Genomic DNA, 14,422 nt, shown 5'->3' with positions numbered 1-14,422 from the left:
TTCCTTGTTAATACTATCCAATGCCAAGTTCTTTCTTCTTCCTTATTCCTTCTTCTTAATGACGTTGTAGGTTCGCTCGGATGCGACAGCACTGAGGACTAATGACTAATGACTTATTCCTTCTTCCTTATTCCTTCTACCTTCTTCTAAAATCCCCCTAAAAGCTGATATCGCAAATTTAATTAATTGCATCATGCTGGAAGGATGCGCCACTGCCCAGATATTGATAGTCAGACAAGCGATCGCCATAGCTAGCAAGATGTATGTCGGAGGCATTACAACCCCGATCGCGAACCAGGTAAAAACGTGAAATAACATTGCTGCAGCCCAAACTCCGGCCACAACTGCAGACGCCAAAACCTGCATTCGAGGTCGGTTTAGTCCGATCAAAATCCCTGTTTGCAAAGTAGTCAGCAAGTTTGCCGGAACTAAAAAAGCACAGATACCTATGCAGTAGGTATGGGAAAACTCAGTAACTGTATTGAAGTCGAGCATTAGTCTAATTGTCGGGCCTGTTGGGTATACTTAGAGAGCTTAACGTAACTTGACTTTCAGATCCTGTCATCATTAGCTTAACTTAATATTTTCCTCCCCGGGCCGGTCGGAAGACACATCTCTCTCCCCCTTCCAGCGCGCCATATTTTACCACAAAATTAACTTTGTGGAAAATTATTAAAAGTTCTTGAAGAATAGCAAGAAGTGCTGGCATAATTAACAGGGGGGATCGATCGCAACTGAAGAGCCAAGTCTGCAAAAATATCTAGAATGCCCGGGCCGGTGGAGCAGCAACACAACTGCTGGCTGATTTTTGACGAGATCGTTTTCGACTAGCGGACGATCGGATGATTCATTGTCAGTGTCAGTCAAGGAATCGAGCCGTTACGCGATCGAACACTTCTGGAGATGATTGCAAAACCTATTTGATAGCAACTACCAAGGTAACGCCGGACAAATTGTAGTAGGGGCTCCCCTCACCAACAAATCAATCTACCAGTTTAGAGATATCAACCCGCCCCCACGACTCAAATCTCAAATCTATAGAACCCTCTCAAAATTTTACAGAACCAAATAGAGAAAATGAATCGACAAATCACAATCCCAGCACTCGAAGAAGTTGACTTGACAAACTGCGACAAAGAGCCCATTCACCTATCGGGACACATTCAGCCACACGGCGTGCTAATTGTTGTGCGAGAACCTGAACTAGAAATACTGCAAGTTAGCGAAAATGCACAAGAGTTGTTGGGATTCGATGCCAAAAGTGCGATCGGTCAAAATTTGAGCTTATTATTCGATCGCGCTCAGCTAGAAAAATTCAACGCCTGTTTGGAAAAGGAAAACTTAAAAACTGTCAATCCCATTAAAGTTTCCGTCGAAAAAGCAGGAAAATCATTAGATTTTGACTGCATACTCCACCGAATAGAAGGAGTTTTGATGGTCGAATTAGAATTAGCCACTACCACAGAAAGTCTTTCGGTCTTTAGCTTTTATCATTCAGTGAGATCCACTATCAGCCAAATTCAAAACGCCACAAATCTCCAAAATTTATGTCAGCAAACTGTAAAAGAAATCAGAAAAATTTCCAAATTTGATAGAGTAATGGTCTATCAATTTGACCCCGACGGGAACGGCGCTGTCATCGCCGAAGACAAAGCAGAAAATCTGACTCCTTTCTTAGGATTAAACTACCCCAATACAGATATTCCCAAACAAGCCCGAAAACTGTATTCGTTAAATTGGTTGAGGTTGATTCCCGATATTAATTATCAACCAGTTCCCCTCATCTCCGGCAACAATTCTATTCCCAACGAACCTGCAGACCTCAGTTTTTGCGTATTGAGAAGCGTTTCTCCCATTCACATAGAATACCTGCAAAATATGGGTGTGACAGCTTCGATGTCAATTTCATTAATCAAAGATCAAAAACTGTGGGGATTGATTGCTTGCCACAACTATACACCAAAATATCTCAACTATGAAGTGCGCGCAGCCTGCGAATTTATCGGACAAGTAATGTCCTTAGAACTGCAATCAAAAGAAGGAAACGAAGACTATGACTACAAACTTTATTTAAGATCCATTCAAAGCAAGATTTTTGAAGACATATCAACCGCCGAAAACTTGTCAGAAGTGTTCGGTAAATGCCAGCACAATTTGCTGGAAGCAGTCAACGCCCAGGGAGCAGCAATAATGTTTGGAGACAATTGCTATCGAATCGGACAAACACCTCAAGGAGAATCTCTTAAATACTTAACTAAGTGGGTGCAAAAAAACCTCAAAAAAGAAATATTTTATACAGACTCGTTGACTAAATTATATCCAGAAGCTGAGGCTTTTAAAGATACAGTCAGCGGGTGTTTAGCCGTAGCAATATCGCCCATTCAAAAAATATACGTTTTGTGGTTTCGCCCAGAAGTAATTCAGACAGTCAATTGGGCGGGAAACCCCAACAAAAAACTTGAAATAGATGAAGATGGCAGCCCCAGACTGTCTCCTCGCAAATCCTTCGAGCTGTGGAAAGAAAATGTTAGTTGCCAATCATTGCCTTGGAAACAATGCGAAATAGAGGCAGCATTGGAATTAAAAAAAGCAATGATTAATATAGTGCTGCGCCAAGCCGAAAAACTCAACAAATTAAATACAGCATTAGAAGCATCAGTCGCCAGAGAACGCGAAAAAACCGCTCATTTAAAAATAGCGATGTCTGAGCTTAAGCGCGCTCAAACTCAATTGGTGCAAAGCGAAAGAATGTCGAGTTTGGGACAGTTGGTGGCGGCGGTAGCCTATGAAGTCACTAACCCGATTAATTTCATTTACGGAAATCTTACCTATGCCAACGAATACAGCGAAAAACTCATCAATTTATTGCAACTTTACGAACAGCACTATCCCTCACCTTCGCCAGAAATCAAAGTAGAAATAGAAGCAGCAGAAGTAGAGTTTATAGTTGAAGACTTACCGAAGTTGCTGGGTTCAATGAAAGTAGGAGCTAACCGCATCCGCGAGATAGTTCAGTCGCTGCGAAATTTCTCTAGAATTGACGAAGCAGAAATTAAACCAGTTGACATTCACGATGGATTGGACAGCGCTTTGTTGATTTTGAGCAACCGACTTAAGCCGAAGCCCGTGAAGCAAAGCTATCCCGTAGGGAATCGCCCTGCAATTCATCTCATCAAAGAATATGGCTCTCTGCCTTTGGTTGAGTGTTACGCAGTTGAGATTAACCAAGTGTTTATGAATGTGCTGACAAATGCAATTGATGCCCTAGAAGATGCCTTTGTCAACAAGCACTTATCGTCGCAGCGCAGCGGCAAAGAAGAGCCAGCCAAGAGCGGACAAATTCGGATCGTGACAGAAGTTTGTATGGAAGAAAAAGCCGTAAAAGTTCGGATCGAGGACAACGGTTGGGGTATGGAAGAAACAGTCCGCCATAAAATATTTGAGCCGTTTTTTTCCACGAAACCGGTGGGTAAAGGTGCAGGAATAGGTTTGGCAATTTCCTGGGAAATTGTGGTGAAACAACACGGCGGCAAATTGAGCTGCATTTCTGCCCCCGGAGAGGGAACCGAGTTGATTATTGAGATTCCGCTGAGACAAATTTATCCGAAACCGATTGTCAAATGAAAAAAAGTGCGATCGCCCCCCAAATCCACAAATCGAAAATTCGACTAAAATACAAAAGCAGCTAAGTAGATTTGAGCCAAATTTGAGGAAGCGACTGTGACAGAAAAAAATACCGCCCAATGGGATGCCGGCAGATTTGTCAAAACCTTGGCTTATTTCGGCGTTATTCCCTTCATTGGCAGCATTAGCTGGCTGCAACAACTGTTCGGAAGCAGCAGCAACCAGAAAAAAGACGAACCCAAACTCGTACTCGTAGCCGGTGCGACTGGCGGGGTGGGAAAGCGAGTTGTCAAGCGGCTGCAACAGCGGGGATATAAAGTCCGCTGTCTCGTCAGAGATACTAAAAGAGCAACAGAAATTCTCGGCAAAAATGTCGAATTAGTCGAAGCAGATATCACTCTCGCCGAGACGCTAACGCCCTTAGTAACCGAGGGAGTAGATGCAGTTATCTGCTGCACCGGCACCAAAGTTCAACCTGTAGAAGGAGACACCCCAAACAGGGAAAAATACTATCAAGGCATCAAGTTTTATATGCCGGAAGTTGTGGATGTTCCCGAAATAGTTGAATACAAAGGCATCAATAATTTAGTGCAAGCTGTTCGCAGCCAGCTCGTTAAAGCAGGCGAAAAAATAATTTTTGACTTCACAAAACCTACCCAAGATTTAAAAGAAACTTGGGGCGCTCTCGACGATGTTGTGATGGGCGGCACTAGCGAAAGTTCGATCGTCCTTACAGACTGTACAGCTATCTTCACCGGCAATGTTTCCACCGCAAACTCCGGCGGCTTTGCTTCCGTCCGCACGCGAAACTTCGATTCTCCCCTTAATCTCACAGGATTTAGCGGCCTCCAACTGCGGGTAAAAGGGGATGGTAAGCGCTACAAGTTGATTGTCCGCAGCGAGGCTAAATGGGATGGTATTGGCTATAGCTATTCGTTTGATACTGTTTACAATACTTGGATTACTGTCACCGTTGCCTTCGATCAGTTAATTCCAGTATTCCGGGCGAAAACTGTGAAAGATGGCTCGAAATTAGATCCGAGCAATATTTATTCTTTTCAGTTAATGCTGAGCAAATTTGAATACGACGGCGGGCTGAATCCCAAATTTACACCGGGCGTTTTTCAACTGGAATTAGAATCTATTAAAGCTGATGGCGGGCAGAATTTGCCGCGATTTGTGATGGTGAGTTCGGCTGGAGTGACGCGCCCGGGCCGCCCTGGACTTAATTTGGAAGAGGAACCGCCGGCTGTCAGGATGAATGATATGTTGGGGGGGATTTTGACTTGGAAGTTGAAAGGTGAGGATTGCGTGCGATCGAGCGGCATACCTTATACTGTTGTCAGACCTTGTGCTTTGACTGAAGAAGCGGGCGGCAAAGCTTTGATATTCGAGCAAGGAGACAATATTCGAGGTAAAGTTAGTCGGGAAGATATTGCAGAATTGTGCGTGCAAGCTTTGTCAGAACCGCAGGCTTGTAAGGTTACTTTTGAGGTGAAAGAGGGGGAAAATTCTCGTTCTCCGGGAGATTGGGAGGGTTTGTTTTCTGGAGTGAAATAACAATCATGGAATAAGATTAAACGAACCGCGAAGACGCAAAGAACACGAAGGAAGAGGAAGAAGAAGATGCAGTTCTTCCTTCGCGCTTTTCGCGTCTTCGCGGTTTAATCATTCCGATGAAACTAGATTTGGTATGATGAGTAAAATAATAACTAATAACTAATAACCAATAACAACTAATTTATGCATTTGAATTTTTCCCGACGAAATCTGACGCCTTATTTGTTTTTGTTTCCGGCTTTATTTATTTTGACTTTAACGGTTTTGTGGCCGGCGGTGCAAGCTTTTTATTTGAGTTTTACTAATTACGAATACGATTTAACTCAAATGCCTCAGTGGGTGGGTTTGAAGAATTTCGATCGGTTGTGGCGCGATCGCACTTTTTGGCAAACTTTGACCAATACGCTGCTGTATCTGATCTGTGTAGTGCCTGTATTGGTTGTTCTACCGCTGGGAATGGCCATTTTGTGCAATCAAAAGCTGCGGGGGATGAACTGGTTCCGCGCAGCATACTACACGCCTGCGGTGATTTCGATGGTTGTCGCCGGGATTGCTTGGAAGTGGCTGTTTGCTGAAACTGGATTGCTGAATCAGTTCGGGGAAATGTTGGGTTTGCCTCCGGTTTCTTGGCTGGCAAACCCCAAGGTGGTACTCTTTAGCGTGATGGCAGTTACTATCTGGAAAGGGTTGGGTTATTACATGGTGATTTATTTGGCGGGGCTGCAATCTATTCCGGCAGAACTTTACGAAGCTGCTGCGATTGATGGTTCGGAAGGTTTGCGGAAACACTGGGATATTACTGTGCCGCTGATGAAGCCTTATTTAGTTTTGGTGGCGGTGATTTCGGCGATTTCTGCTACTAAGGTTTTTGAAGAAGTTTATATTATGACTCAGGGCGGCCCTCGCAATAGTTCTAAGACTGTTGTTTATTATCTTTACGAACGGGCTTTTAAGGATTTGGAAATTGGTTATGCTTGTACCATCGCCCTAGTGTTATTTTTGCTGATTTTAGGTTTGTCGGTTTTGCAAGTTAGCCTTCAGGGTTTGACTCGCAATGATTGAGGAGTCATTAGTCATTAGTCATTAGTCATTAGTCATTGGTCATTGGTCATGAGTCATTAGTCATTGGTCATTAGTCATTGGTCATTGGTCATTGGTCATTGGTCATTGGTCATTGGTCATTAGTCATTAGGAAGAAGATAAGACGGCGGTTGAAACCGCCGAATCTCATTTAAGTAAAATTTAGCACATTACTTGTTCCCAATTATACGCCAGTCCCAAGCCTGTTTAAAGATTAAGTTAAATAGCCAATGACAAAGCTGTAAGACTTAGACTAAGCTTGAGTATATCTCGGACGTTTTGCGATCGACCGCGCCGACCACCCCTCTCACACAACTACTTAACTTTCGTCAACAGTACAACGCGTGCAAATTGGCTGCAAACCCTTTAAATTCAAATGTATTAAACTATGATTTTACTGACAGGCTATCAAATCACAGAAAAAATTTACTCTGGTGTCAATACTGTGATTTATCGGGGAATCTGGCAAAAACACAATTTGCCAGTAATCATCAAAACCCTGAAAAGCGAGTATCCAACTCTGGAAGAGATTACCCGCTTGAGGCACGAATATCAAATCCGAAACTATCTGAAAAACCTCGAAGAAATTGTTAATTGCTACCGCACAGAAACCAATCACAATGGTGTGGCGCTGATATTAGAAGACTTGGGCGGATTAGCTTTATCTGATTTTTTAATCTCAACCAAACTCAACTTAAAACATTTCCTCGAAATAGCCGTGGCGCTGGCAAAAAGTTTGGGTAAAATTCATCAAAACCAAATAATACACAAAGATATTAAACCGCAGAATATCATCATCAATCCAGAAAGCGATCGGGTCAAAATTACTGACTTCAGCATCTCCTCGCGCTTGGTTAGAGAAAACGCAACGGCTAGTTATCCCAATTTGCTCGAAGGTACGTTAGCTTATATTTCGCCGGAACAAACTGGCAGAATGAATCGCGCTATTGATTACCGCAGCGATTTCTATTCCTTGGGTGTTACTTTTTACGAGATGCTGACTGGTGAATTGCCGTTTAGGGCGATCGACCCTTTAGAATTAGTTCACTGTCACATCGCTAAAATCCCCCCCACTCCCCGCAGTTTGAAGCCGGAAATCCCCGAAGCAATCTCTGCCATCGTGATGAAGCTGTTGGCGAAGATGGCGGAAGATAGGTATCAAAGCGCTGACGGGCTGAGATTTGACCTCGAAACTTGTCTGGTGCAACTACAAGCTACTGGCAATATATCTGATTTTACTGCCGGAAATGCCGATCGCGCCGGTCAACTCCTCATCCCCCAAAAACTCTACGGTAGAGAAGCTGAAGTCGCCGCTTTACTAGCCGCCTTTAACCGAGTTAGCGGTGTAGAAAACAATACAAATTCCCATGCTGGCGTAGAAATAATCCTCGTTTCCGGTTATTCCGGTATCGGCAAATCTTGCTTAGTAAATGAAGTTCAAAAACCCATTGTTCGGCAGCGAGGCTATTTCATTTCTGGTAAATTTGACCAATTCAAGCGCAACATTCCCTACGCTTCTCTGATTCAAGCATTCCAGTCATTGATTCGGCAATTGCTAACAGAAAGTGCAGCATCTATCCAAGCTTGGAAACAAAAATTGCTAGCCGCTTTGGGAACTAACGGCAAAGTTGTCATAGACGTGATTCCCGAAGTCGAACTAATTATCGGGAAACAGCCGGAAGTCCCGCAATTGGGGCCGACAGAATCGCAAAACCGATTTAATCTGGTGTTTAAACAATTCATTAGCGTTTTTACTGCCAAACAACACCCGCTAGTTGTTTTTCTCGACGATTTGCAGTGGGCAGATTCCGCATCGCTGAAATTCATTGAACTGCTAGTGACCGATTCAGAAAGCAAATATTTGCTGCTAATTGGAGCCTATCGAGATAACGAAGTCAGCGCCACCCATCCGCTGACTCAAACCATCGAAAACATCCAAAAAACTGAGGCAGGACTTCCAGAAAAAGTCAGCAATATTGTTTTGAATTCCTTAGATTTGAGTCATGTAGAGCAATTAATTTCCGAAACTTTAGAAAGCCAAATTTCCCCAAACATCAAAGTTTTAGCAGAGCTACTTTTTAACAAAACTCAAGGAAATCCCTTCTTTCTGACTCAGTTAATCAGAACTCTTTATCAAGAAACACTGTTAGTTTACGATTTTCCATCGAGTAGGTGGCAGTGGGATATCGGGCACATCCAAGCAATCGGGATTACTGACTGCAATGTCGTAGAGTTAATCGCTCTAAATATTCGGAAGTTGTCCGCTGCAGCGCAGTCAGCCTTAAAATTAGCGGCCTGTATTGGCAACCGGTTTAATTTAGAAGTCCTGGCAATTGTCAGCCAAAAATCTCAAAAAGAAACAGCATTAAGTCTCTGGGATGCTCTTCAGGCAGGGCTAATTTTGCCGCTGAGCAACGATTACAAAATTCCCTTGGTTTTTGAAGGTTCGGAAACGGGGCTGTCGGGGCTGCAAGATGTTAAGGTTGGCTACAAGTTTTTGCACGACAGAGTGCAGCAAGCAGCTTATTCTTTGATTCCCGATGAGGCCAAGCAAGCAACGCACCTAAAAATCGGTCAACTGCTGCTGGAGAATACTCCCGTCTCCGAGATTGAAGAAAATGTCTTTGATATTGTCAATCAACTGAATTTTGGTGTTGAATTACTCACAGAAAAATCCGCAAAAGATGAACTGGCAAAACTGAATCTGATTGCTGGTAAAAAAGCTAAAGCATCCAATGCTTACGAAGCTGCTGTCAGATATTTGAATGTCGGTTTGGAACTGATTAATTCTCCTCAGTCCCCCGTAAGTATAGGGTCAAGTTGGCAGACGGATTATGACTTGACGCTGAACCTGCACGTAGAAGCAGCGGAGGCTGAATATCTCAATACTAACTTTGGGCGATCGCAAGAATTAGCAGATATCGTGTTGCAACACGCGACAAACCGGCTCGACCAAGTTAAGGTTTACGAACTCCAAATCCAGTCTTATATGTCTCAAAACCAGATGATTGAAGCCATTGATACTGGTTTAAAAGCTTTGAAAATATTGGGGTTTTTCCTGTCAGAAATCCCCCCCAAAGGTCTGACTGGGATTAAATTACCTCAGCTTGAGGAACTAGAAAATGTTCCGATAATGACTGATAGCTATCAGTTGGCCGCAATGCGGATACTTTCGGCTGTTATTTCTCCTGTTTTTGTCGCCAAACCAGAACTCTTGTCACAGATAATCTTCACAATGGTGGATTTTTCGATTAAACGGGGTCATTCAGCACTTGGGGCGATCGCATATAGTTGGTATGGCTTGTTGCTGGCTGGCGCATTGGGAGAGATAGACAGTGGATATCATTCTGGACAACTAGGTTTGAAGTTATTAGAGCAATTCAATGCTAAAGAACTGAAATGCAAAGTTTATAATATGTTTAACACTTTTGTGCGGCACTGGAAAGACCACGCCAGGGAGACAATCGCACCTTTGATCGAGGCGGTACAAAGCGGTCTAGCAACAGGAGATTTAGAATATACTTCTTATTGTACGAACAGCATTTTTTGGTGTTTATTTTTAATTGGAGAACCATTAGACAATGTAGCAGAAAAACAAGCAAATAACTTTAATTTAGTCCAAAATTTAAAACAAGAAGTTGCAAAAGAGTTTCTGGAGATTTCGGGTCAACTAATTTTAAATTTGCGAAACAAACCAGAAAATAGTTGTCGCTTGATAGGTGAAAATTTCAGTAGAACAGAAATGTTGCCTAGGCTGCAAAGAACTAATAACAAAATGGCACTTTTTAAGTTTTATTTGGCTAAACTGCTGCTTAATTACTTATTTAAAAATCCAGAAGAAGCCGTTGCTGACGCATCTTTGGCGGCAGAATATGCACCAGCAGTAATTGGCTTCATGATGATCGGTACGCACAATTTTTATTATTCGCTAGCACTCCTCGCTGTGTATCCAACGGCTGACAGTGCAGAACAAGAAAAACACTTGATGCAGGTAGCAGCGAATCAGGAAAAAATGCAGAAATGGGCGCACCACGCACCCATGAATTACCAGCATAAATACGAATTAGTTGAGGCCGAAAAGGCGCGGGTGTTGGGAGAAAAAGACCGGGCGATGGATTATTACGATCGCGCAATTCAACATTCCGGCGAACAGGGATACATTCAGGAAGAAGCTTTAGCGAATGAATTAGCCGCCGAGTTTTATCTCTCTCTCGGTAGGGAGAAAGTTGCTAAGGTTTACATGACTGACGCTTACTACGGTTATATCCGCTGGGGTGCGAATGCTAAGGTTGCTGATTTGGAGGAACGATATCCGCAGTTAATTGTACGGATGCCGGAAAGTGAAAGTTTAACAATGAGTAACCAGACTGTGAATGCAACTTTGGCAACCGTTATTGGCAGTCACAAAGCTTTAGATTTCGCGACAGTTATGAAAGCATCTCTTGCCATCTCCGGTGAAATTGTTCTTGATGCTTTGCTGGCAAAATTGATGCGGATTTTGCTGGAAAATGCTGGGGCGCAAACGGGGTGTCTGATCGCGCCGAAAAATGGTGATTTTGTGATTGAGGCTGCGGGAGAAGCGGGCGCAGATGTGCGGGTGCTCTCAAGCGCGGGCTTGGATTGTGCGTATCCGCGATCGGTAATCAATTTGGTCGATCGCACTCTCGAAGATATTGTCCTCCACGATGCCAGCAGCGAAGCAATTTTCAACAACGACCCCTACATTATCGAACACCAGCCGAAATCGGTGTTATGCGTGGCGATCGTCTATCAAGGCAAATTAACAGCCATCCTTTATTTAGAAAATAATTTAATCGCCGGCGCTTTTACTCCCGATCGCTTGGAAGTATTAAAACTGCTTTCTTCCCAAGCTGCGATCGCCCTGGAAAATGCCCGCCTTTACACAAACTTAGCAACGGCGAACCAACAACTAGCAGAATACAACCTTACCCTAGAAGCAAAAGTCAAAGAACGCACCCAAGAATTAAACGAAAAAAATGCCCTGCTTTCCGAAGAAATTCAAGAACGCCAAAAAGCAGAAGCCAACGCGCGAGATGCCAGCCGCGCCAAAAGCGAATTTTTAGCTAACATGAGCCACGAATTGCGAACGCCCCTCAACGGCATTTTAGGTTACGCTCAAATCTTTAAGCGCGACAAACATTTCTCAGCCCAACAACAGGAGGGAATTGGCGTTATTCACCGCTGTGGCGAACACTTGCTCGCTTTGATAGAGGATATTTTAGACCTTTCTAAAATCGAAGCTAGAAGAATGGAACTCGTGCCAACAGAATTTAATTTTCCCGATTTTATTCAAAGCATAACTGCCATTTTTAGCATCCGAGCCGGTCAAAAAAATATAGCTTTTAATTGCGAATATCTTTCATCTCTTCCCGCTATAATCTTGGCTGATGAAAAGAAGTTACGGCAAATTTTAATTAATTTAATTGGCAATGCAGTTAAATTTACTGAAAGGGGTGGAGTTACTTTTAAGGTCTCCGCAGTCGATTGTGTAAAGGATGGAACTCAGACTGAAGTCCTTACTGCGAACGTGAAGATTCGGTTTCAAGTAGAAGACACGGGAATTGGCATCGCTGCCGATGAATTGCTAAAGATATTTGCACCTTTTGAACAGGTAGGTAATAGTCCGCGCCATACTGAGGGGACAGGCTTAGGATTGGCGATTAGCAGCCAATTAGTGGAGATTATGAGCGGTGAATTGAAAGTAGAAAGCACTTTAGGCAGAGGTAGCATTTTCTCCTTTGAATTGGAGTTGCTGGCAGTTGAAAACCCAGCTAAAAATAATAAGTATTCTCCCAAAAATATTAAGGGTTTCAAGGGTGCTCATAAGAAAATTTTAGTAGCGGACGATAGGTGGGAAAATCGCTCGGTTTTAATTCATCTGCTGGCACCGTTGGGTTTTGAAATAATTGAGGCGACCAACGGTCAAGATTGTGTGAATAAAGCTCTAGAATTTCAACCGGATTGTATTTTGATTGATTTGGTGATGCCGGTGATGGACGGATTTGAAGCGATGCGCCAAATTCGCAAGTTTCCCCAACTACAAAATGTGGTAGCAATCGGCACTTCTGCTAGTATTATGGAAGCGGAAAAGCAGGAAAGTCTAGCAGCAGGATGCAATGCTTTTATTCCCAAGCCTATCCGGGCTGAGGAACTTTTAAATTGCTTGCAAGTTCATTTGGGCTTAGAATGGATTTGTGAGGAGCTGCAATACCCGAACGCAGAATCTGAAGTTTTTCACAACCAATCTCAAATTCAGCGTGAAGAAATCATTGCTCCTCCGGCAGAGCAAATGGATTTACTCTTTGAATTAGCCATGATGGGTGACTTAGGAGGTATTCAAAAACAAGCAGAAAAATTGGCAAAACTTGATATTAAATATGTCTCTTTCGCCAACCATCTCAATCAATTAGCTAAAAGTTTTGAAGAAGAAAAAATTTTAGAATTTGTAGAAAAATACAGGAATTAGTGAAATATGAGTATTTTATCTTGGGAAGAAAGCGCAATTTTGATCGTTGATGATAACCCGAATAATTTGGCAGTGCTGTTTGATTTTTTGACGGAATCGGGGTTTAAAGTATTGGTGGCGCGGACGGGAGAGAGCGCTATCAAAAAAGCTGAATACTCGCTGCCGGATTTGATTTTGTTGGACGTGCTAATGCCGGGAATTGACGGTTTTGAAACTTGCCGGCGTTTGAAGGCTAGCGATTTGACAAAAGAGATTCCGGTGATTTTTATGACCGCGCTGAATGAGACGGAAGATAAGGTAAAAGGATTTAGTTTAGGGGCCGTTGATTACGTTACCAAGCCGATTCAAAATGAAGAAGTTTTAGCTCGCGCTAAAGCGCATTTGAGCGTCTGCAAGCTGACTCAAAAATTTCAGCAGCAAAATGTGCAGATGGAGCAGGAAATTGTCGATCGCAAACAAGCTCAAATTAACTTGGAACAACTGGCTGCTGAGTTGGAACAACGGGTGGACGATCGCACTGTGCAACTTTCTCAAGCCAACCTGCAGCTACAAGCAGAGGTTAACCACAGGCAACAAATACAGGAAAATTTGCAGAAGTCCCTGCACGATCTCAAGCACGCTCAATCGCTACTAATTCAAAGCGAAAAAATGTCGGCTTTGGGGCAAATGGTAGCAGGAATTGCTCACGAAATTAACAATCCGGTGAATTTTATCTGCGGCAATCTCAATTACGTTCGCGATTATGCTGAAGATCTTCTCAAGGTTCTCGAACTTTACCAACAGCACTATCCCGATCCGGTACCGGAAATAACATCAACAGCAGAAGCCGTGGAGCTAGAATTCATTCAGCAAGATTTGATGAAAATACTAAGCTCGATGCAGATAGGCGGCGATCGCATTCGCGAGATAATTCTGTCTCTGCGGTATTTTTCGCGGCAAGAAGGGCGAGAAATGGAGTTGATTGATATTCATGAAGGTATCGACAGCACGCTGATGATTTTGCACAATCGGCTAAAATTTAAGGCGAACCGTCCCGCGATTGAAGTTATTAAAGAGTATGACCCCAATTTAAAAAATGTAGAGTGCTGCGGCGGGGAAATCAATCAGGTATTTATGAATATTTTAGCTAATGCGATCGATGCGATAGAAGAATCCTGCAGTGAAAAAAAATTCGAGGAAATTAAAGCAAATCCCTACGTGATTCGGATTTGTACGAAAGTCAGCAACTCCAACACAGCAATTATTAAAATTTATGACAGCGGGCCGGGAATGACCAAGGAGTTGTGCGATCGTATTTTTGACCCATTTTTTACCACAAAGCCGATCGGCAAAGGTACCGGAATCGGCTTGTCAATTAGCTGGCACATTGTCACAGAAAAGCACGGCGGCAGTTTGCAGTGTTGTTCGATACCAGGCCAAGAAACCGAATTTGCGATCGAACTTCCAATCCGACAAAAAGCGCGACAAATGGTGGCCTCCGGTGTCCAAATTGGAGGCCGTTAACCAATCGCAGATTAGACATCTTGCATTCATACCATATCCGGTCAATTACCATAACAAAAGCCGTTCGTAGTGCGGACAGTCATCCACATTACGAACCTTGACAAGATCGGCATTAAAAGAGCATTGCGTCGGCCTTCAATCTGCGTTTTACGTAGTAATCAAATATTT

The 14,422-nt window shown here is 43.1% G+C and carries 6 protein-coding genes; 5 read left to right on the top strand and 1 reads right to left on the bottom strand.

What is annotated here, in order from left to right; translation table 11 throughout:
• Nucleotides 1-105: 105 nt before the first annotated feature.
• Nucleotides 106-495, bottom strand: a complete 390-nt coding sequence (locus tag QT998_RS13035; RefSeq protein ID WP_333087293.1) for a hypothetical protein — start codon at nucleotides 493-495, stop codon at nucleotides 106-108.
• 582 nt (nucleotides 496-1,077) lie between these two features.
• On the opposite strand from QT998_RS13035, the gene QT998_RS13030 reads away from it, so the two are divergent.
• From QT998_RS13030 to QT998_RS13010, 5 genes are all read left to right on the top strand, one after another.
• The gene (locus QT998_RS13030) at nucleotides 1,078-3,624 is read left to right on the top strand and encodes an ATP-binding protein (protein ID WP_333087295.1); all 2,547 of its coding nucleotides are present in this window, start codon (nucleotides 1,078-1,080) and stop codon (nucleotides 3,622-3,624) included.
• Between the two features lie 96 nt (nucleotides 3,625-3,720).
• The gene (locus QT998_RS13025; protein ID WP_333115372.1) at nucleotides 3,721-5,184 is read left to right on the top strand and encodes a CIA30 family protein; all 1,464 of its coding nucleotides are present in this window, start codon (nucleotides 3,721-3,723) and stop codon (nucleotides 5,182-5,184) included.
• Between the two features lie 183 nt (nucleotides 5,185-5,367).
• A complete protein-coding gene (locus tag QT998_RS13020) occupies nucleotides 5,368-6,246 on the top strand; it encodes a carbohydrate ABC transporter permease (RefSeq protein ID WP_333115375.1) in 879 nt (292 codons plus the stop codon).
• 406 nt (nucleotides 6,247-6,652) lie between these two features.
• Complete coding sequence (locus QT998_RS13015) at nucleotides 6,653-12,751, top strand: hybrid sensor histidine kinase/response regulator (RefSeq protein ID WP_333115378.1); 6,099 nt, start codon at nucleotides 6,653-6,655, stop codon at nucleotides 12,749-12,751.
• Between the two features lie 6 nt (nucleotides 12,752-12,757).
• A complete protein-coding gene (locus tag QT998_RS13010; protein ID WP_333087300.1) occupies nucleotides 12,758-14,254 on the top strand; it encodes a hybrid sensor histidine kinase/response regulator in 1,497 nt (498 codons plus the stop codon).
• The last annotated feature ends 168 nt before the right edge of the window (nucleotides 14,255-14,422 follow it).

The sequence above is a fragment of the Microcoleus sp. S1D4 genome, assembly GCF_036700765.1.
In the GTDB taxonomy this organism is placed as follows: domain Bacteria; phylum Cyanobacteriota; class Cyanobacteriia; order Cyanobacteriales; family Microcoleaceae; genus Microcoleus.
The sequence above is the reverse complement of the archived record's forward strand: the minus strand, read 5'-3'. Positions and strand labels throughout refer to the sequence as shown.

Bases quoted from the DNA above. Each gene is read 5' to 3' on its own strand.
- QT998_RS13035 (WP_333087293.1), bottom strand. From the start codon at position 495: ATGCTCGACTTCAATACAGTTACTGAGTTTTCCCATACCTACTGCATA.
- QT998_RS13030 (WP_333087295.1), top strand. From the start codon at position 1,078: ATGAATCGACAAATCACAATCCCAGCACTCGAAGAAGTTGACTTGACA.
- QT998_RS13020 (WP_333115375.1), top strand. From the start codon at position 5,368: ATGCATTTGAATTTTTCCCGACGAAATCTGACGCCTTATTTGTTTTTG.
- QT998_RS13015 (WP_333115378.1), top strand. From the start codon at position 6,653: ATGATTTTACTGACAGGCTATCAAATCACAGAAAAAATTTACTCTGGT.
- QT998_RS13010 (WP_333087300.1), top strand. From the start codon at position 12,758: ATGAGTATTTTATCTTGGGAAGAAAGCGCAATTTTGATCGTTGATGAT.